This is a genomic window from Falsihalocynthiibacter sp. CO-5D18, from assembly GCF_041205445.1.
Taxonomy (GTDB): Bacteria; Pseudomonadota; Alphaproteobacteria; order Rhodobacterales; family Rhodobacteraceae; genus Falsihalocynthiibacter; species Falsihalocynthiibacter arcticus.
Window position 1 is genome coordinate 1 of sequence record NZ_JBGFCF010000028.1, and the last position, 19,536, is coordinate 19,536.

At 49.9% G+C, this 19,536-nt stretch carries 12 protein-coding genes and 5 pseudogenes; 7 read left to right on the plus strand and 10 right to left on the minus strand.

Annotated features, from left to right (window positions below):
* The 4 genes and pseudogenes from AB9F27_RS21075 to AB9F27_RS21090 all read right to left on the minus strand — a co-directional run.
* Positions 1–220, minus strand: a pseudogene (locus AB9F27_RS21075) (IS6 family transposase); the annotation flags it as partial.
* Between the two features lie 302 nt (positions 221–522).
* The gene (locus AB9F27_RS21080; RefSeq protein WP_369757162.1) at positions 523–1,008 is read right to left on the minus strand and encodes a fasciclin domain-containing protein; all 486 of its coding nucleotides are present in this window, start codon (positions 1,006–1,008) and stop codon (positions 523–525) included.
* 474 nt (positions 1,009–1,482) lie between these two features.
* Entirely contained in the window at positions 1,483–1,947 is a 465-nt protein-coding gene (locus AB9F27_RS21085; protein WP_369758138.1) for a thiol-disulfide oxidoreductase DCC family protein, read from the minus strand.
* Complete coding sequence (locus AB9F27_RS21090) at positions 1,934–2,485, minus strand: response regulator transcription factor (protein WP_369757138.1); 552 nt, start codon at positions 2,483–2,485, stop codon at positions 1,934–1,936. Before AB9F27_RS21090 ends, AB9F27_RS21085 begins: the two co-directional genes overlap by 14 nt.
* A gap of 394 nt (positions 2,486–2,879) precedes the next feature.
* Between AB9F27_RS21090 and AB9F27_RS21095 the strand changes: the two are divergent.
* Together AB9F27_RS21095 and AB9F27_RS21100 are read left to right on the plus strand one after the other, a co-directional pair.
* Positions 2,880–3,844, plus strand: a pseudogene (locus tag AB9F27_RS21095) (IS30 family transposase).
* Positions 3,845–4,000: 156 nt separating this feature from the next.
* A complete protein-coding gene (locus tag AB9F27_RS21100; protein ID WP_369758139.1) occupies positions 4,001–4,828 on the plus strand; it encodes an SDR family oxidoreductase in 828 nt (275 codons plus the stop codon).
* An 11-nt stretch (positions 4,829–4,839) separates the two neighbouring features.
* Here AB9F27_RS21100 and folE2 read toward each other — a convergent pair whose 3' ends face one another.
* Positions 4,840–5,928, minus strand: a complete 1,089-nt coding sequence (gene folE2, locus AB9F27_RS21105; protein WP_369758140.1) for a GTP cyclohydrolase FolE2 — start codon at positions 5,926–5,928, stop codon at positions 4,840–4,842.
* 324 nt (positions 5,929–6,252) lie between these two features.
* On the opposite strand from folE2, the pseudogene AB9F27_RS21110 reads away from it, so the two are divergent.
* Positions 6,253–7,068: pseudogene (locus AB9F27_RS21110) on the plus strand (DDE-type integrase/transposase/recombinase); the annotation flags it as partial.
* Positions 7,069–7,353: 285 nt separating this feature from the next.
* Here the strand turns inward: AB9F27_RS21110 and AB9F27_RS21115 are convergent.
* Positions 7,354–8,206, minus strand: a pseudogene (locus AB9F27_RS21115) (IS110 family transposase).
* Between the two features lie 419 nt (positions 8,207–8,625).
* Between AB9F27_RS21115 and AB9F27_RS21120 the strand changes: the two are divergent.
* The gene (locus AB9F27_RS21120) at positions 8,626–9,279 is read left to right on the plus strand and encodes a hypothetical protein (protein WP_369755876.1); all 654 of its coding nucleotides are present in this window, start codon (positions 8,626–8,628) and stop codon (positions 9,277–9,279) included.
* Positions 9,280–9,297: 18 nt separating this feature from the next.
* Here AB9F27_RS21120 and AB9F27_RS21125 read toward each other — a convergent pair.
* From AB9F27_RS21125 to AB9F27_RS21140, 4 genes and pseudogenes are all read right to left on the minus strand, one after another.
* Positions 9,298–10,007: pseudogene (locus tag AB9F27_RS21125) on the minus strand (IS6 family transposase).
* Positions 10,008–10,067: 60 nt separating this feature from the next.
* Positions 10,068–10,943, minus strand: a complete 876-nt coding sequence (locus tag AB9F27_RS21130; RefSeq protein ID WP_369755877.1) for an aminoglycoside phosphotransferase family protein — start codon at positions 10,941–10,943, stop codon at positions 10,068–10,070.
* 45 nt (positions 10,944–10,988) lie between these two features.
* On the minus strand, positions 10,989–14,045 hold the full coding sequence (locus AB9F27_RS21135) for an alginate lyase family protein (protein WP_369758141.1): 3,057 nt from the start codon (positions 14,043–14,045) through the stop codon (positions 10,989–10,991).
* A gap of 1,607 nt (positions 14,046–15,652) precedes the next feature.
* Complete coding sequence (locus tag AB9F27_RS21140; protein ID WP_369758142.1) at positions 15,653–17,713, minus strand: glycosyltransferase; 2,061 nt, start codon at positions 17,711–17,713, stop codon at positions 15,653–15,655.
* A 467-nt stretch (positions 17,714–18,180) separates the two neighbouring features.
* On the opposite strand from AB9F27_RS21140, the gene AB9F27_RS21145 reads away from it, so the two are divergent.
* The 3 genes from AB9F27_RS21145 (at position 18,181) to AB9F27_RS21155 (ending at position 19,421) form a co-directional block, all read left to right on the plus strand.
* On the plus strand, positions 18,181–18,756 hold the full coding sequence (locus AB9F27_RS21145; protein WP_369758143.1) for a hypothetical protein: 576 nt from the start codon (positions 18,181–18,183) through the stop codon (positions 18,754–18,756).
* A 90-nt stretch (positions 18,757–18,846) separates the two neighbouring features.
* Positions 18,847–19,083 (plus strand): helix-turn-helix domain-containing protein, encoded by a 237-nt coding sequence (locus tag AB9F27_RS21150; protein ID WP_369758144.1) that lies wholly within the window; start codon positions 18,847–18,849, stop codon positions 19,081–19,083.
* Positions 19,041–19,421: a transposase gene (locus AB9F27_RS21155; RefSeq protein WP_369758145.1), complete on the plus strand. Its 381-nt coding sequence runs from the start codon at positions 19,041–19,043 to the stop codon at positions 19,419–19,421. Before AB9F27_RS21150 ends, AB9F27_RS21155 begins: the two co-directional genes overlap by 43 nt.
* The last annotated feature ends 115 nt before the right edge of the window (positions 19,422–19,536 follow it).

The window sequence follows — 19,536 nt, forward strand, 5'->3', positions numbered from 1 at the left end:
GCAGTTGCTGAACCCGTTTCCGACGAATTTCTGAAGCAAACAATGGGCCAAACCGGTTCCACCAAAATCGGACCGTCTCATGGCTGACGTCGATCCCTCGTTCGTGGAGTAAATCCTCTACATTCCCAAGCGACAATGGGAACCGAACGTAGAGCATCACTGCTAGACGGATGATTTCAGGACTCGTTTTGAAGTAGCGAAATGGCGAAGGTTTTGTCATCCGCAAACGCTACGAAACGATCCTACTTTTAAAAACCGGATTTCCTCTGACACCACCCTCTGATGCCCGCCAATCACAAAATCTAAACGTTGTGAGGCCGCATTGTTCTCCCGCTTGTACATAACTACGAGGCGGGCTCGTTCGATCATATCGACACTATGACGCGTTTTTTGCCTGCTATCTTGGTGTACCAACTTAGTTTGCGCTTCACAAACGAGTGAACTATTGGATTCCCAGAGCGACTTATAGAATTAAAATGGGCGGCTCTCCTCGGGCATGAGAGAGCCGCCGCTAATCGCGCGTTATTTGGGAATAATAACTGCGTCAATTACGTGGATCACTCCATTTGAAGCTTCAATGTCTGCTGAAACTACATTGGCTCCGTTCACTTTAACGCCACCCTCAGTCATGATAGTTATTTCACCACCCTGAACTGTGGTCGCCATCATGTTGTTGCTTAGATCGCCGCTCATTACCTTACCTGCCACAACGTGATATGTAAGGATCGCAACGAGTTGGTCTTTGTTCTCTGGCAACAATAGAGATTCTACAGTTCCCTCCGGCAATGCAGCGAAGGCTTCGTCTGTTGGCGCAAATACAGTAAATGGCCCTTCGCCTTTCAATGTATCAACGAGTCCTGCGGCCTGTACTGCTGCGACCAGTGTATTAAATGACCCGGCAGCAACAGCGGTGTCAACGATATCTTTCGAATGACCGCCAGCATAGGCAAAAGTTGCTGATGTGAGAGCTGCAGCGGAAGTGATTGCGAAAAAAGTACGACGGAACATTTTAGTCTCCAGAAAAAAGGTCGCCAGCTTGTTGCTGGATATAGATATTACGTCTCCTCGCTTCAATCAGATCACTTTTAAAAAAACATTTGCCATCCGCCTCACCAAAGTGACCTCCTAACCGTTGGACAAAAGAGCCTTGTCAAAGATCAAAGCTGAACGTCTTTGCGGCGACACTATCAGATGAGACTCGGTTGCGAACGTGTGACGCGCCGCTTTTGAGAGATGCGGCGTCTGTCAAAGTTCGACACCGTCCACTTTTCAGTTCACAATTACTTCGATCAAGAGCGTTACTTTAACTTACGCAGCAATCTCAAATTCAACCGCACCAGTGATTTCACAGAGTGGCGCGAACTTGGCGCGGTATTGCTATGACAATTCAAAGAGATCGAAAGGGTATGGCGCAATCTTTTTGGGCAGCCATATCGTGGAACCAGTCCAGTCAATCGCTTTAACGAATATTCCTAGACTTGCTCATTTACGGCTCGCCCTGGGGTTTGCAGCACGCGCTCCAAAGCTTTGCGCCAGTTTTGAAAAGGCCGGACGAACTGGAAGAAAGAGTTTATAAATTGCTTCCAAAGCGCGCGTTGCACCTGGGATTTTGGACAGACGTGCAGCCCACCGCCACCCAGGCAGCGTTTCCCAAACAGCTATGAAGGCACTTGCGCCAGACACGAGTGTGCCGTCCACAAGCCGCACATGAAAGCGTTTCATTGCATCGCTTGAAACAAGGCCGGTCCCCAGGACCGCATTTTCTTCAGACACATCTACAAATTGTAGTTGGTCACCACCAAGACGTGATGCGTAGTGATCGATCTCGGCCGAGCAGAGCGGACAAGACCCATCAAAGTAGATTGTTGGCCCTTGCGTCTGGCATTCCAAAGCTGGCTCATGATGGACCGCTTTCAAGACGATCAGGTCTGTCTCACTGCGCCGCATTTTTTAATACTCCGTTACTTTTGAGAATTCGTTGCAGAGTGCGCCTGTGCATGCTCAAAAGACGTGCCGCCTGCGAAACGTTATCGCCCGCCTCATGGAAGACGCACTCGATATGCTCAAGGCGAGCCTCATTTGGTGAAAGAGTGTTTACCGGCGCGGGTGGCCTTTGATCCGAAGGCGTCATCAGTGCATCGACGATCTCGGAGGTAGTCGCGGGCTTGGTTATGTAGTCCACGGCTCCCATGCGTGCTGCAGCAACAGCCGTAGGAATGTTGCCAAAACCGGTCAGAATGACGGCGCTTGATTTTGGATTGCGCTCTTTCAAAAACTCCACGACATCAAGACCGCTACCGTCCAATAGTTTTAAGTCGGCAATCAAGTAATCAGGCATCCCTTGGCAAATAGCGAGCAATCCCTCAGCAACGCTGGAACATGTTTTCGTCACAAACCCGCGTCGATCCATCGCTTTGGCTAGGCGATCACGAAGCGCATCGTCATCTTCAACGATTAGAAGTGTCTTAATCTTTGGGATACCCATTAGAACGTACTCCTTTTAAAGTAATACGGAAGCAAGCCTCCCATGGATCTCTATTGCGTCAATCCGTCGCTCCAATTGCCGAAAATGGTGCTATCGGGTTAATTCGAGCTCGGCTGTACTAAGCCAGTGAGGCTGCTATTTATGTAGCTCAAAGACCGTGCCACACAGTGAGAGTAGCGGTGTAATTCAGTTCCCTCAGACACTCCTTAAAGAGACATCGAACAGCAATCGTAGATCCTTCAAATTGTCGGGCCTTGGGCCGCCCCACCACGAACGGCGATTTTGCAGCGTGGTTTCAACCGGTCGACGTAACACTTTAATCTTTGTGAAAGATGGAGTGTTTATCACGAAGTATCGCCCGCGAACGTTTTATGCGGACAAGCAGAAGTCCGAGATGTGGGATCGCTGGCAGCGCGGAGAGTCTATGAGTTCGATTGGGCGTCACTTCAATCGTGTGTCGTCTTCGATCTTCCCTCATTTGGCGCGATTTGGTGGGATCAGACCCGCTGATCGCACGCGGTAACGATGTGCTTTGAGCCTCATGGAACGGGAAGAGATTTCCCGTGGGCTTGTCACAAAACGGTCATTTCGTTCAATCGCGCAAATCCTGAACCGGTAGCCTTCAACAATCAGCCGCGAGGTTCGCAGGAATGGCGGACGACACGCTTATCGCGCCGCCCCCTCAGACCTGCGCGCTTGGGACTGCGCAACTCGGCCCAAGTTGTGTAAGCTCTCATTCAACGACCTTTGTGCTTGTTGATAGCGCGCAAGCTGCGCCGGAAATGGTCACCGCAGAAAATCGCAGGGTGGCTCAGAATCAAGAATGCAATTCCGATCAGTGAACGCCCAGCTGAGGGTGAAAATCGCGCTGTCCCAGGCCATTGGGCCTCTCGGTGATGCAAGCTAATTGAGGGCGATCTGATTGTGGGATCCAACAACAGCTATATCGCCACGTTGGTTAAGCGGCATTCGAATTTTGTGATGCTGGCAAAAGTAGAGAACAAGGACACCCAAAGCGTCATAACTACCCTTATTAAACAGGCGCGAAAGCTGCCTAAAGAGCTTTACACATCGCTGACATAGGATCGCGGATCTGAGATGGCTGGGCATCGAAACTTTACAGTAGCGACACAAATCGACGTCTACTTCTGCGACCCTCAATCGCCGTAGCAAAGGGGCAGCAAGGAAAACACCAACCGCCTTCTCAGACAGTACTTCCCCAAAGGCACTGATATATCGGGTTTTAGGCAAGCTAAACTCAGCGCCGTCGCACGTCAGCTTAACGAGCGGCCAAGAAAGCCCTTGCAATACCAAACCCCAGAAGAGAAATTTGAAGCATGTGTTGCGGCGACCCTTTGAAACCACAGCCCGAAGCGGACCAAAACTCCCGTGCCGACCCAGGTCTCCACTTTGTTCTTGCAAGGCATTTCGTAAATGTGATCCGTTCGGGACACCACCACGTAATACCATAAAGCTTCTATATCTCGAACGGCCCAAAATCGAATGATTAACACAATGAAACATAGTGAATCGATGACATCACAATCCACCAAAGTAGATGAAATTCATTTCCCCGACGCGTTAGGCCAACCGACACCGCAATCTTGCGCTGTCTTGGTCACGGGCGCAGCCAAGCGGTTGGGGCGGTCAATTGCCGTGGACCTAGCGGCCGCAGGTTGGCCGGTTGTCATCCACTACAATGGTTCGAAGGACGCTGCCATTCAGGTCAAGAATGCCATAGAAGAGGACGGTGGGCGCGCCGAGATCGTGCAAGCCGATCTGTCGCTTGAAGAAGATGTGAATAGCCTCATTGAACGTGCAGAAAATCTGCTCGGACCGATCGGTGTATTGATCAACAATGCCTCCGTATTCGAATGGGACGATCTGTCATCGGCAACCGCAGAATCCTTTACGCGCCACATGGATATCCATGTCAAAACACCATTGATCCTGTGCCAGCATTTCGCCAAGCGGCTATCAGAAAGCGCCGGTGGGATCATCGTTAATTTGATCGACTCCCGCGTTCTAAATCCAACGCCGCGTCATTTGACCTATACCCTTTCGAAAACAGGTTTGTGGGCCCTGACCCAGGCCTTAGCCCAAGAGTTTGCGCCTCGGATTAGGGTCAATGCAATCGGACCAGGTCCCATCCTGCCTCAGGTGGGGCAGACAGAAGAAGAGTTCCGCGCCCGTTGTGCCTGCCTTCCATTGCAACGGCCAGCTACGTTGTCCGAAGTGTGTGCCTCCGTTCGCTTCCTGATTGCCCAAAGAGGGATAACGGGGCAGATGATCGCTCTTGACGGCGGAGGCCATCTCACTGGCCATTACAAATCTGCGTTGTAAGGCGCGAAACGTTAGCCAATATGATAAAGAGACGCGAACATCCGGTGATCGTAGCTGACTTGCTGAAATGTGGGGCCGCTGGTGAGAATTGACACGGCATCATGGCTGTGCAGCGACTCCTGATGGCTGGCAACCACGCGAAAGTCACCGACGCGATCCTCTCGCTCCAGACCCTCGCAAATCAGCCGAACGGCGTCTTCAACAAAGATTGGATTGGAGGCATTGAGCTCTGCAAAGGCTTGCTCGTCTTCGCGCTTTACCATCACTTGTGTCTCTGTTGGGATAGCAGCAACGCACAGCTCCACAAGGTCTTCAGTCCAAAGGGATTGACCGTTCTTAATCACTGCAGAAATACGTGCAACCGAACGCTGCGAGTGCGGGGTTGCAATCTGGCCACGACTTTTGCGCGCATGCTCGGACAGTTCCAAGGAACACGGACATGTTGACGAGTAGACATAATCAAAGTGAATGATACCCGTGGTTTCCGGCCCATGCCGGATCACCTCAACCGCGACATCATAATACTGGAAACCATCAAGATTGCTGCGCAGTGAGCGCTTCAGCAACGGGTAACGGAAGCTCAATTGTAGCCGCGCATCGAGACTCTCGAGATCATCCAGATAACCTTTCAGAACCCGGTCTATCCGTGCAAGGTCGAAGGGCTCATCAGAATGACTGTAGAATGAGCGCATAATCCGGCTCATATTGATGCCCTTCTTCGAGGCTTCAAGGGAGACCGAACCGGTTACCGACGTCTCCAGCACCAACTGTCCGCCAGCGCGGGTCTGCCACTTCAGCGGAAGGCGAAAGTTTGAAATGCCGACATGCTGGATTTCAGTTTTGGCACCCTTTATCAGGCTCGATGGCCCGTTCTGCAGATCGGGCATACTTGCCTTGTAAGCTGCATCGGGAACAAATTGTTCTGGGTAGCTTCTGTTTAGATCGGCTCTGTAGCTGCGTATCGACCCGCTGAGATCGTCATCCAATCTCAACACACTGCTGCGCTTGATAATTTCAAGTGCGCTTTTCACCTCATCATAAGTGGGCGCGGGTAAATCATCCGCTTCGGGCAGCTGATTGGATAGCACGATATAGTTCATGGCCTGTAACTCCCTAAGTAACAGAAGGTATACGGGCCAAGTTTTGTGTCAGATCACTTATTGATGCTGATTATGCGGGGAATTACAGCACAGCTTTTGGGCTTCGGGTCACAAGCGGAGGTTCAGGCTGCAAAACCTGATAGCGGCCTGGAGCGAGAAACGTAAAAACGGAATGCGATCGATCCGTGTTAGCTTGCTTTTCCACGGATCAACCATGGTTGCTTTCTCAGGCCTGACCTGACCAACGTAATCAGGTAATCCTCCCAATAATTAGAGGTGTTCAAAAGTCGAATTTTCTCGGCAAGATATCTGAGGAGATTTCTGATGAAGACAACACGATACAGCGACGCAAAGATCATGAGCATTTTGAATCAGGCGGAGAGTGGTATGCCGGTCACTGAACTGTGCCGCTAGCATGGAATGAACAGCGCGAGCTTCTACAAGTAGCGTGCATTTAAAATCAGTGAGACGTGCTACCGCTACAACCCCGTTTTGAGCGATGAGAACGAAGAGAACGAAGAGAACGAAGAGATTGGCGGGAACGGTTGACCGGGAACAAGCACACGTGGGGCTTTGGCTTGTGTTTTTTATATCTGCGCAACGTGCAGGGATACGGCTGGATACTATTACGTGGCCGTGCATGTTTACATGCATGAGAAGGCACAAACGCGTTTACCGGATCTACCGTGAACTGGAGATGAACCTGCGGATCAAGCCAAAAAAGCGCCTAAATCGTGACAAACCTGAGCCGTTGGCGGTGCCTGACGTGCCAAACGATACGTGGTCCATGGACTTCATGGCCGATCAGTTGGCTGACGGCAGGTCGATCCGAACTCTGAACGTCTTGGACGACTTCAACCGTGAACGCCTGTGCATTGACGTGGACGTTTCATTGCCCGCTGAACGCGTCGTCCGGAGCCTGAACCAGATCATTGAGTGGCGCGGCAAACCCCAAGCCATACGTGTCGACAACGGTCCAGAATATGTAAGCGCAAGTTGATGGCGTGGGCTGAGAAACAAGATGTCAGGCTCGAATACATCCAACCAGGCAAGCCGCAGCAGAACGCCTATATCGACCGATACAACCGCACCATTCGCGGTGAATGGCTCATCCAATACATTTTCGAAGCCATCGAGGATGGCGCAGGATCAAGCAACTGAATAGCGAGGGACTTCTGTGGTTGCCGCCCGTGATGCAAAAGGTTTTTCCCTTTTTGAACATGTGATCGAGTGCGGTTTTCTGACATGGCCCTAATTGTGCGGCGTCTTCAGGAGCCGCTGGCCGGTATGGTGATCTGCGGATTAAGTCCAAACCTTACAAACGAGCTTTGTTGGCTGGAAGTCCATAACTGGTTTTCCCAATCCAGATCTGTTCGATCATTGCGCCCATTCGGGTCGTCGCCTTCTCACACCCCCTTCACCGGCTCAGGTCGTGGCGGCATATGTAGATAGTGCTGCCACGGCCTGCGTCGGATCCTTATAATTTTCACCCTTGATCAGCATGGCCCAGATCCCGCGCGCCATCTTGTTGGCCAACGCAATCGCCACCAGCATACGCGGCTTCCTTGCCAGCATTCGTGCCAGCCACGATCCCGCGGGGATCGTCTTGCACCCCATCCAGTTCAATCGTGACATTGCCCCGATGATTAGAAAACGACGGGGCAGTGTCAGCCGTCGCCGCCATTTCCTTCGCGGCCCTCGTCTTGGCGTCGTTCCGGATCGTTTGTTCTGCTATCTGTTTAACAAGACCCTTGCATTCGTCGCGGACTAACGATGGTAAATCACAGTTCGGTTCCTCCAGAATTGCGTCGATCCGCTTGATATTGCCGATTCCCTTCAGGAAAGCGTGGCCGAATTGATAAAGCACTGCGCGCAAGGCATTTACCAATTCCGTGCGCTGATGAACCAAGCGTTCGCGCCCCCGGAACAGCACCGCTCTGCCCTGCTGCTCTTGCGACTTCGGGGCGACAAAACGCATCTCGGGGCGCTGTGCCGCAATCACAATCGCTTCGGCATCGGCGGCGTCATTCTTCTGACGTTTCACAAAAGGCCGCACATATTGCGGTGCGATCAGCTTCACGCCATGGCCAAACCTAACCATTTCACGCGCCCAGTAATGAGCGCTGCCGCAAGCCTCCATCACCACCATCGAGGGCGACTGGTCTGCCATAAATTTTCGAAACTGCGGTCGCGTAAGTTTCTTGCTGTCTTTCAGGTGGCCCGTCATTGACGCACAGTGAAATTGGAACACAGTCTTTGCCAAATCCACCCCAATCATTGTGTCTTTTATTTCGCCGTCCTCTCCGTTTCGTGGCTCTTTCAAAACCACATCTTGGCACATTGCGATGCCGTCAGGGGAGCGCGGCAACCACCCCATCTTACAACAATGAGCGACCCAACATGGGCATCAGCAGCGAAACCCCCGCTATGAAACTGAAAACGGCCGCGTAAATTCTACGACTGAACCCCACTAAAAATGGGGAGATTACCCATGAGATTGTATTCGGTCACAAGGAGGTTAGAGGGGGCATTGTCAATGTCTTAACAAGTTGACCGCAGTTCTTAGCGGGCTTATTGATAATCATGAATTCTGATTTGATCGTTCTTATTCTCGGTAGCGCTCCGGACGCTATGCGGGCGGCTACCTGGCCGAAGCAAGAGTCTTGCAAGGTAGTCAGCTTAAACAATGCGTGGAGAGTGCGTGATGATTGGGATTACAGTATCTATCCGGACGACTTCCCCGCCGGAAAAAGACCCGACCAGATAAACCGCACGCAGAGGCTGATCAATTCGTCGATCTATGTTCCGGCTAATAACCAGTTTGGTGGAGTTGTATATGCCGGAGCAACCATGGCGTTTACGGCGGGTTATTGGGCTCTGAGTGCATTGAAACCACGGGTTCTTGCCTATCTGGGCTGCGACATGGTCTATAAGGGTAGCAACACGCATTTCTATGGACAAGGGACTCCTGATCCCCTGCGCGAAGACGTTACGCTGGCATCTCTGGAAGCCAAGTCGGCAAGGCTCATGACGATCGCGGCTAAACAGCAATGTGCATGCATCAATCTATCGGAGGAACCGGAAAGCCGCCTGCTGTTCCCGAGAGTAAGCCACAACGCATTCGCTGCGGATATACCTATACCCAGCTACGACTCAGCATCGGCTAATGAGGCTCTGAGTTTGGAACAAAAGGCCGGTTACTTGGTAGCGGATGGCCAGTATTGGGAACATTACACCTCATTCGATCCAGATATATTGAACGAGATAGATATGCACTGGTTGTCTGCGATTGAAGGGCAAACCAAACCTCCTAACGGTGGTGTCAAACTAATTCGAACTCGTCTCAGCTAGGCCAGTACCCCTGCCCTTTTATGCCGCACAAAGGCCGCGCCACTCGGCGAGAGCGCCGGTGCTGGTGGCCTTAAAGTGATCGCGTTGGGAGAGGCTTCGGTCAAGATTGAAATGGCTGTGAATGGAAGCGTGGACAGCAACGAATTTCTGCAATGTTCGCATGCGCCTGAAGCGGATCATTGCCCGCTCCCGTCGTCGAAACGGCAAGTGCGAATTTTCAGCGCTATTATTTTCCCAACGACCCCTTTCCTGTTTCGCCACGTTACCAATCACCTTCATCGCTGCGCCATAAGAACGCAATTTATCGGTGACCACGACATCCGGCTGACCATACCGTTTCATCGCTTTCTTCATAAATTTAAGGGCCGCAGCGCGATCACGGCGTTTCGTTACAAAGCTTTCCAGCACCTCGCCTTCGTGATCTACAGCGCGCCATAGGATAGTATCGCTCGCCATTAATTTTGACGAATACTTCGTCCAGATGCCATTGCTAATTCAAATAAGAACGCAGCTGTTGAACCCGTTTTCGACGAATTTCCGACGCGAACGTTGCGCCAAATCTATTCCACCAAAAACGAACCGTTTCGGGGCTGACATCGATGCCATGCTCATAGAGTAGATCCTCGACATTCCGAAGTGAAAGCGGAAATCTGACGTATAACATCACTGCCAAGCGAATGATCTCTGGTCTTGAAGTAGCCGAAGGGAGAGCGTTTTGTCGTAATCATACGCCAATTCATTGCCCTGAACCACTCAAATCAATTTCCTCTGACACCACTCGCTATGCTCTACAGCACACGGATAAGGCCTTTTTCGAGAGCATTTTTTGCCCGCGGTAGTTTCTCAGGACGTTTTGTCAGGGCCTCAAACACTAGATGCGTCGCAAATATCAATCCATATTTGTCAACCCATCCAAGATTGACGTCCGAACCATAGCCAGTCAGTAGTTTTGGAAAGTATGGCTGGAAAGAAATTTTTGAAAGTGCAAGATCGTATTCCGCAACCCCAACCGCCGCTTTTTCCCAATCTATAATCCCAGTAACTTTGCCCTGAACGGAACAAATATTACCTCTATTATAATCTCGATGTAAAAGTACCCCACATTTGGGAGAGGTATCAGAAAGTTCATCGACAGTATTTACTATTTGTTGCCGTTGCTCGTCGTTCAAAACACCGTTCTCAAATAGATAGCCAATTTTTTCGGCCGAAGCCACCCACCGGAGGAAATCAGCCCAACTGTCTTCACTTCCTCGAAACTTGCCTGTTTTATCGCGTTTAATTTTTCCGAATCCAGGCAACTCTAGTGAATGAATTTTTCTTAACTGCCTACCCACGTCTAGCATGGAAATCTCCATATTCCCAGCTGCTTGTAAGTTTTGCCCAGCAACAGATTTTTGAATCAAGTATGAGTATTTGGATTGCTCATCATGACCGCCTGTCACAATTTCAGCCAGAGGAACTAAGGATTGTAGTCCTATATTCCTGTGGAGAAAATATAAGATCTCACTGTCTTGTGGACGCAACAACGTGACATAGACATTCCGCCCGCCGACGTCGCAGGAAAACACTGATCTTGTGCTTCCGGAAGCGGGAACTTCGATTGAACGAATATCTACTCCGGCTCGCAACAAAATAGTTTTGGCTTCCTCTGGGGAGATTTTCATTGATCCACAACTCTTGCCAAGGGCTGTATTACCACGCTGGGAAATCTAATTGCCGTCAAAGTGCACCCATTCGCATTCGATTCCAAAAATCTTGAAAAGCTCTTTACTGGTTGGCATACGCCGTTGTCGACCATCAAATACAACATTCTCCGCCCCTGCATGTTCGCAAAGAACTTCTAGTTTTTTTGCACCAAACTTTGGGATTCCCTCAATCACATAAGATGCCAACAGTGGATCGCAAAGTACAAGACCGTTGGTCGTTGTTTTTTGCTGTGCACTAACTTGTTCAATAGCAAAAGAACCGAGAAGTTCTTCTATTCTATCGTGAAAGTTATTGTCGGATTTTGTCTCAAAGTCTGGCCAATGAAAAATTCCAATCTTGCGTGATTGAGAGGCAGCTTTTGCGACGACGTCGGCAACCATGTCAATTTTGTGAGCGCGTTTCGAGAAATCGGCGATGAAAACTCGCGAATATCGACGGTTACTATTGATAATTGGTAGAATAGGCGACGGAGCAGCGAAAGCTCGAGAAGGAGCGTCCGTTTTTGGAAGGGCTAGCTCGTCTGGCGGAATGCTTTTTTGCCAGCGCCTATAGCTTCGGCGGTAATCTTTATGCAATCCGTGAAAGTCTGTCCGAGCATGAGTAACACTGTCGCGGTCCAGAGAATCTGGTGCCGCGAGTCCAACGGACACTGGTAAATCTTGATCGGTTCTCGCGATGGCGTCATTTCCATAACGCATTCTGAAGCGCCAAATGAACTCGTTTTCGGCCCCCACACGCACATTATCCCATGGTCCAATTTCGGCAAACACAGACCGTGGAATTAGGAAGGAGGATTGATTCATGCTGAAAAAATTCTCTTCTAGACGCCAATTTCCCACAACAAATAGATCGGCGCGAAGGCAAACCCAACGAGACATGACACCAATTGCCCCTTTGGATTTCCGTAAATAATTAAGCTGGTACTCAATTTTTTGAGGATGCGCCCACTCGTTGGCATTATGCACGCTCACATAGTCCCCAACAGCGATTTCTAGAGCGGCATTCCGCGCAACATACTCTCCAAGGTTTGCTGACAATTCCAGCAACTCAATGCGCGGGTCGGTTTTCGCCAGTTCCTTCACAATGCTGCGTGTCTCATCATTGCTTGCGCTATCGACGACAATAATTTGAAGGTTTGCCCAAGTTTGCTCCTGTAGACTACGGAGCGCGTTCTCCAGTGTCTCCGCGCCATTTTGTACGGGCAAAATAACGGAAACTTTTTCATCGATGGTGTTAGTATTTAAGGATGTTGGATCGTTTTCACCAATGATATTAAACATGTCCAGCGGTGCATTTTGGGTCCGCTTTTGTATGCCGGTCAAACCTTTCAGGAGATACAGTCTATTGAACCAAGACAGAATATTCCTTTCGTTTGTCATGGTGCCGGAGTTTGGGTCGGCAACATAGGTGTTTGCTATCTGGAGGAACAAATTTGGATCGTCAGGAAAATGTTGCAACATATCAATCGCGAATTGCCGCCCCTCCTCTGATCGGTTCAACTTCGTCAATAAGTTAACTTCCGCCAATACATAGCGGCGTCGGGGCGAGGGAGTTAGAGCCTGAGCCAGTTTCACATTTTTCAACGAGTCGACATTGTCACCGCAAAAACTTTGCCAGCGAGCTAAAGCCCAAGCCGCGTCTGCACGCCTACTTTTGGGTACTATTTCTGTTTGGCATATTTTTTTAAGAGGCTCTTGTGCGTAGCTCGAATATCCTCCCCAAAGACGAGCCTCAATCACTTTGATCTCGTCCACATTCGCTATATTTTTGGAATTAAGTCCTCGGAAAGTATTTTCGGACTGTGAAATCCGTTTTAACAGTTCATCATTGGCTTGCCCGCCAGATGCATCAACCATTCGCGATAGCATCCAAAACGGCATAATGCCGTCATGTGGCGAAAATATCGGTTTACGGACATAGCCTAAAGCCCTTTCCACCGCACCATCTCGCACATATTGTGCACGTGCTGCAAAGATTAGCGGTAAAAAACGATCCCTATCAAACGGAGTTATCTGCTTATATGGCCACTTTCCTTCGGACTGTTTGGACAATATCCAAGTAAAAGCAATAGCTAACCCTCGCCCGTCGGAATCAACGTAATCCCACAATCTATCACCACAACTATCGGCCAAAGTGGCAAGGTGGACCCAAGCCTGTAGGTTGAATGCACAGTAATGCTGCGTTTGTGTTCGGGTAAGCTCGTGCTCCTGCGCTCCTTGAATGTCAAACTGACCGGAAATCCGTTCACGACTTCTCCGAAAGACTGTCGAAAGGACTTCTACATCACCAAGGTAGGCCGCAATCGAACCAATTTGGAGGTCAAAATATGTACCATGGTTGTTTCTTGTTCGGACCTCGCCGATCCCCTGCAGACTTTCTTGAAGCCAAGTCATATATTCGCGTAGCCAAGCTGAGAACAGTTGGTGATCTTCTTCGGTAAACTCGCCTGACCGCCGCAGCAATCGGACAGCATCCAGAAAGAAATACAAATCTTTCATTTCGATCAATCCAGAGGAAACCCCCTCGCGTTTGCCTTTTATTGGCTTAACTTGCGCAAAATTTAGATTGGGATTCATCCGTGTTTCAGTGTTGATAAACCAATGCCTAACGAGCTTTGCAGCATGCCGGCTGTAGTCTGGCTGATTACACGCGGCTCCAGCGAGCGCCAAGAGTGTTGTATCATCAAATAGCTTTTGAAGCCGTGTTCGGTCATAGCGATCACTTTCGGGTTCATAAAGCCGCGTCCCAGGTGCGCGCAGGCCGTCGCGATACGTTGCAAGTCCGGTATCCGAGTCCGACGCGTCCCACCAATACGGTGATGGATGATAATAGTCATGCATGTCGCCACTTGGGGGCAAAGTCGTTTTTTGCGTTACTGAATATGGACCGCGTTGCAATGCGAGGTCTGCCTCTTGCAATAGCCGCGTATAGAGGTGGCCTTTTTCAGTATCCTCAGGAGCAACTTCAAGCGACTCAATAAGGTCACAATTATATGCAGTTAAGGCCATCGGATCGACATTCCGCCGAAGAACTTCGTGATCCACTTGGTCAATGATCAAACTGATTGCTTCGACTCTCGCTTGGCCTCGTGCAACTATTGAACTCGGCAAGTCTGCCTCAAGATCATTGCGCCCAGATTGCATCCTTGCTACCCAACCCGCTTTGCCAAATTCGCGCACTTGAGTGGCACGGACAGGCCGAGGCAAGTCCCAGAGATCATCCCCCCAATTATCCCATATACCCCTAATGCCAAGCCGCCAAAACAACTCCACTTTAGGGCGACGACCGTATGAGCACTCCTCATTAAATTCTTCGGGAGCATCGTTGCGAAAGACCATTTGTGGCTCTTCTACAGCATCCGGACTGTATCGAGGGTTCAGAAGATCGTTATTATCTACGATGCGAGCCATAGGGACGACAAAATATTTTAAATAGGGTTCGCGCATTACCTCCTTGGTAATTTGAGACCACGCTGATTTTGTTAAGAAACAATTTCCATCCCAAGGTAGCACCCATTTGGCGCGCTCACGACCATCGCGGAGCGCCGCATTGCGAGCACCGTTATTGTGCATCAAGTATTTGTTTTTGTGACGTCTTGAATGAACTTGCGCGCGTTGCTGAGCTACTTCGGACATACCGTCATACTCTTTGCTGAGGAAAAACGCTTTCTGCGGAAAGCCCCCAAGGTCCCATTCAAGAGCTTGGTACTCCTGAAAATCGAACGGTATTCTTAGATAGGATTGATCAAACTCCTCTAGCAAGGCAATGGTTGCCCGCTCTTGCTCGGGGTCAACTATTCGGTTTACGATCCAACGCTTTTCACAGCGCGCAAGTTTTGGTTCATTTTCTAGAACAAACCGGACGTTGCGAAGGGTTTGCCCGTCTTGGTGCCGCGGTGGGAGATCATTTCCCAAAACTCGATACAGCACAAAAGTGTCCGCAACTTGGTCCAACCCTTTCGTCAAATATTCGGCCTTCAAAGCGGCATTATCTGGCACGACTGGCGCGAGTGATGCTCCGCCGTCCTTCCGATGATCAAATCGTGGCGTTGTCCGCAAAGTGGTCTGAAAAAGTTGATCGTAATCATCCAACCGTAAACGTAAAAGTCCGGGCTGACCCAAATCTATGAAATGGCTGACTTTCCACTTTTTACGAGATGCCCTAAACCGACTATTGAAAATCCCTCGCTGGTCCGGCTTCGCGTAAGCATCTGTTGGGAAATACTCAATTATTGCACCAGCTTTGCGCAAGATTGAATGGTCTTGAAAATCGGTCAGTATCAGCGGAATGAAACTGCCAGAAGTGTAATGAAGGCGGCTAATTTTTTGGAGGGCAATTAAAAGTTGATCTTCACGCAGGCCAAATAAAAGAAAACCAATTATCGGCGACGCACCCTTATTCTTAACATCTTCCTGCGAATGCCGCATGGGGAGTAGATTCTTCGCTGGAGGGGTCTCAGAAGGCCATACATTCTGCGGTGCGGCGGACCCTACACTTTCGTCGGAAGGCCAATTGAAAACGGGGCCCGGCGCGACGCAGACGACGGTTAATACTGAGCGGTCCGCATACCCCGCTCCAGCTGTTGCGGATCGAGTCTGACTTTCCACGTTGATGTTGAGGCCGCCGCGTGGCGCAGCATTCTCGAGCGGTTTCTGCGTGGGTTTGTTCATATCCGCTCCGCCAATTCTGTTATTGCTGCTGCCGCAGTTTTAGCACCATTACTCAAATACAATTTTTTCGCTTCGTCTCGGAACAATGCTGTGGCTTGATCTGTCATCAAAATTTCGCAAATTGTTGGCAAGTGGAATAACTCCTCTTGGGATAGATCGAAGCCCGCGCTATGTTGTTGCGCAAATTCTGCGCGCGCAGCTTGGTTGTCCATCGAAGGGTGGCGATTTGCGATAAATACGCTCGGCAAACCAAAAGCCATTACTTCATGGAAAGAATTATATCCAGCGGCAGAGATCGAGAAATCAAATGCGTTGAAGTAACGGCTAATCGGGAAACCGCGTAATATTTTGACGGAAGGCCAATTTGGAAACTCCACTGAACTATTCTCCCACTCGACCAATACTATTTGTAGGGTCGGGAAGCCTTTCAGCAGATCAATAATTTCACCGGTAAGCGAGACCACATCTCGAGTGGCGTTTCCGCCTAGCTGGATGATTACGGTTTTGCCTTCAGGCGACAAACCAAGCGCCTTTCGCGCAGCTTCGCGTGGCAATATCTCATCTCGATCAAGAAGTGTTATTGGGTCGACTTGCAGTGCTTCATGCTTGCGATCAACGGTTGAACCCACATCTAGCTCGCCCGCAATTTCCCCAGGTTCGATGATTAGGTCCATATAGCGGGAATTGCCAAGATAACGAGATGGCGTCGACCCAATCATGCCTCTCCTCACCCAAACTAATCCCCGACGCCGCCTAGAAAGCACTGCATTTATCAGCCCTGAGCTTGGGTTGTTACCGTCGAACACGACAACGTTTGGGTCGTAACGATCGATCACACTCCCAAGTTCATATCGCATCCAACTGTCCCACTGGCCGTGTTCAGTCCCAGTGTCGCTTTGGGACGGTATATATTCAGTTGGATAGCCGAACCCCTCAATAATCGGTGCCGCCTGTGCAAATGTAGCGAAAACTGGTTCCAAAGAATTTTTCAATTGTCGTGCGATCGCAAGTTGCCGTGTTACATGGCCAAGCCCGACTCCGTTTGAAGGGACAAAAAGTACTCTCTTGCTGGTGCTTTCCTTGCGTTTTCGCTTAGTCCGCGGCTTGTGGTCTTCGAGAAGGGATGAAATTTTTTGGGAATAGTTTTGCTCTGTAAACTGGAACTTAGCATGATGCTTCGCATTTTTCTTTGCGACATCAACAGCATCGTCGTCGTTCAGTATACTAAAAATGGTTTCCTTTGCCATTGAATGTTCTGAATAGATAGCCCCTTGACCGAAATGACCCTCGAGGTGAGGTGGCAAAATGACAAGCTTTCCAGATGCCATAGCTGTTGCAATGGCGGCCTCAGGAAGTGTGGGAGTGGGTTTGCTCGGAAAGTACATGAATACATCAAGCATCTCAAGAAAGCGTTCAACCGTTATGTCCCGCTGTGAATAGACTTTGAGACCCGCTGGCGAACCTAGCTCTTTTAGCAACTTGGCTAGTGGCGGGCCCATTATCCGGAAGTCGTTTCCGTTTCCTATTGGGTAAGTCTGAATTAACTCTTTCTTTGTTGTGGGCCACTGTGCGGCCCCCGAAACACTGACTCGCCCGAAAACCGGTTTCTGGCTAAATTTTAGGGCGCGGGTGACGGGGCTAAGTGGCATTCCAGTCGGGCGCCAGTCTTCCTCTTCCAGTGGGATTGCGGCATTGAGAGCAACCAAACCCGCGCGCACCCAGCGATTTGTTGGCGCCCAAGATACAGGCCCGAAATGAAAACTTAGCCACTGACCAAGTTGAGCCGGATCCGGCTTGCGATCAACAACCAACACAACCTTATCCGCACTTAGATAGTCGATTTTTTGAACCGAAGGTGTGACGCTTGAAGGAGAATGGACAATCGCTAACTTCGCGTGAACGGGCGTTTCCGGCAAAACTACCTCTGCAAGGTTCTCCTTAACACAGACCTGTACATCAGGTGAAACGATAGAATTGTTGGAATTGACCTGCAGGTGAACAAGTCCAACCCGACAGCCAATTCTGGTGCACGCCCTGATTTCTTGCGCGACGCGCAAGCCTGCATCCCCACCACGAGTGAAATCCGCCAAAAATACTATATCATAGAGGTTCTTCTTACTCGCTGAGACCATTTAAAATTCTGCCCTAATTTGCGTCAATTCGGCCACCCTAAGGGGAGTTTTATTGCTCTGGCAAGCCTTATAGGTGTCGTGCCGGAATTCCTAGTCACTTGGAAGCAACGGTTTTTGAAGGAAATTCTGCGCTTTCATCACCCAAATATGAGAGCGGCACCAGGGAGGGCCGCGTGTTTCTCAAAACTATTCTATGCGGAGTCCAAGCTTTCCACGTGATTAGAAGACAATCCCTCAAGAGCAAATCCAGCGTCTAATCGGTAAATTGGTATTGGCTTATTATTGCACCTTATTTTTCTTATTTCCGCCTTAATCCCCTGCCAACTCTATTGAAGAAGCTCAGATAGTACCCGCAAAAACGGCGAGCGAGCATACGCAAGTTGGAGTAACAGATGAAAAAATTGACACCATTCTTGGCCGTATGCCTCGGGTTTGCGCACGCTGCCTACGCGACATCTGACGACGTAACACGCAGCACCAATTCCCCAGCAGAACTTTCAGCAAGCATTGTACCTAACTCAGCCTCCCACGGCACAGCCACCCAACAGACAAGAGTAGCGGCTCTGTCTAATAAGTCATTCATACCTCAGAGAAAAGTTATTGTGATTTCTAGGGATGATGGTGGAGATCTGGTTAACTATGCCAAACGTGTTTCGCGCGCACGGCAAGAGAAAGACTGGCTTGTCTTCAATGGCCAATGCGCCTCAGCTTGCACATTGTATTTATCGCTTGATCCAAAACAGATGTGCATTACGAAGAACACGTCTTTTGTGTTTCACGCAGCATACGGAGCAAAACGTGATGTCAATCAATGGGGAACGCGCTACCTAGCTAAACAATATCCTGACTGGGTCCAAAACTGGATTGCAAAGCGTGGAGGGCTTTCTAACCGCATTCTAAGGATGAGTTACACGCAGGCCTCAAAACATATTAACCCCTGCAAAATCGCGAAAAGCCGACCTTCCTAACAGTTAAAAGCCTGCGCCGAATACAATATCAGGCGCGACTTCAGCTTTCACTATTCTGAGGTGTACGCTACCCTGACTAGCGACGTTTAAGTGATAACAGCCTGTTGGCCCTCAAAAGGAAAACTCATAATTCGATCGCACAAACAATTGGGCCTGGAAGAAAGACACAAGATCGAGATGTGGCGCGCAGCCAAAATCAGCGTGGATGTGATAGCAGAACGTCTTGGACGCAACAGATCGACCGTTTTTCGAAACTTCACCTCAACCATTTCAAAGACGCAGACATGCCAAAAGTCGTCGGATATTTTGGTGTTGGTGCATCGATGAAGGCCCTGTCCCGACGTCAGAAAGACCGCAAACTGATGCGTCATCCACAGCTTCGAGAGTCGATCTTTGAGCGCATCAAAGACGGTTGGACGCCGGAGCAAATCGCGGGCAGTCTAATCTATGAAAATGCCTCGGTTCGGGTGTGCCAAGAGACGATCTACCGTTATGTTTACTCGGCCGAAGGCATGATGGATGATCTCTGGTGGTATCTACCAGAACACCGTCGCAAGCGGCGACCCCGCAACGGGCGGCTGCCTAAGAAACCCGAGCCCCACCCCGCCCTAAGCATCGCCAACCGCCCTGAAATCATTGGTGAACGGATCCGATTTAGGCACTGATGGTGTGGATGCCTCACCCCGGAACCGGCATCAAAGTGTGCCATAGTGGTGATATTGAAAGCACCAAATCGGAGGAGACATCCATGAACGAAGTTACAATGATTGGCGTCGACTT